Here is a 918-nt window from a genome sequence, read left to right as displayed (position 1 = left end):
CATGCTGTGGGCCGTGGTGGCTGCGCAGGAATGCCCGACACCGTGGGAAGCGTCATCACCGTGGCCGCTGCCGGCATTGCAGGCGGAATGATTCGCCGCCTGTTCCGAAGAGCTGTTTTCCAGGCTCTGATGGGGCATATTATGCTCCGTCGTCATGATGTCCGGCACTGAAGTTTTTGAGGTCGTTTTTTGGCAAATCCGGGCTGAGCGCCCAGAACCAGCGTCCGCTGCCCGCAGCTACATAGCTGTGTTGCGCGGCCACCCGCCAGGGGGCAGGCAGTTTTTCCGGCGCGGGTTCCAGCGCCAGAACCACCAGATGCCCTTCGCTCCGCAAACGGGGCAGGGTCAGGTCAAGCAGTTGCCGCCAGGGCATAAAGGCCCGGCTGACAATGCAGTCCGCCTGATAGTACTGCCCCTGAAAAAAATGTTCCACAGGCCCGCGGAACACATGCGTGCAAGGCAGCTGCGTGCGCGAAAGCACGCTGGAAAGAAAAAGCGCGCGCTTTTCCCGTACTTCGACCATATAATAGGAACCGTCAGCCCACAACATGCGCAGGGGAATGCCCGGCAGACCGGCCCCCGCGCCAAGATCCCACGTCAGGGGCGAGGCGGGCATGGGCAGGCCGGAAAGAAAGGGAGCAAGATGAAAGCTGTCCGCCACCAGGCGGGTAAGCATGTTCTGCCAGGAGTGCGGCCCCACAAGATTCATGGCCTTGTTCCATTGGCAGAGCATCTCAAGATATATCCCCAGAGGCTCCAGGGCTTCCTGAGGCACATCCGCGCCCGTGGACGCCACAAGCCGGGCCAGTTCCTTTCTGTCCACCACGTGCTGCTGCATGTTCTTGCAAGGTTCCTTGACATTGTGCGTTAAAACTGCCGCGCGGCGGCGGACAAAGGCCGCCTGCGCCGCTTCCGCCA

At 61.4% G+C, this 918-nt stretch carries 1 protein-coding gene; it reads right to left on the bottom strand.

What is annotated here, in order from left to right; translation table 11 throughout:
* Window positions 1–139 precede the first annotated feature (139 nt).
* On the bottom strand, window positions 140–838 hold the full coding sequence (locus tag V6C16_RS14290; protein WP_333543563.1) for a 16S rRNA (guanine(527)-N(7))-methyltransferase RsmG: 699 nt from the start codon (window positions 836–838) through the stop codon (window positions 140–142).
* Window positions 839–918 lie beyond the last annotated feature (80 nt).

It is taken from the genome of Desulfovibrio sp. 1188_IL3213, assembly GCF_036763145.1.
GTDB lineage: Bacteria > Desulfobacterota > Desulfovibrionia > Desulfovibrionales > Desulfovibrionaceae > Desulfovibrio.
This window is presented reverse-complemented; position numbering and strand designations above follow the sequence as displayed.

Bases quoted from the DNA above. Each gene is read 5' to 3' on its own strand.
- V6C16_RS14290 (WP_333543563.1), bottom strand. From the start codon at position 838: ATGCAGCAGCACGTGGTGGACAGAAAGGAACTGGCCCGGCTTGTGGCG.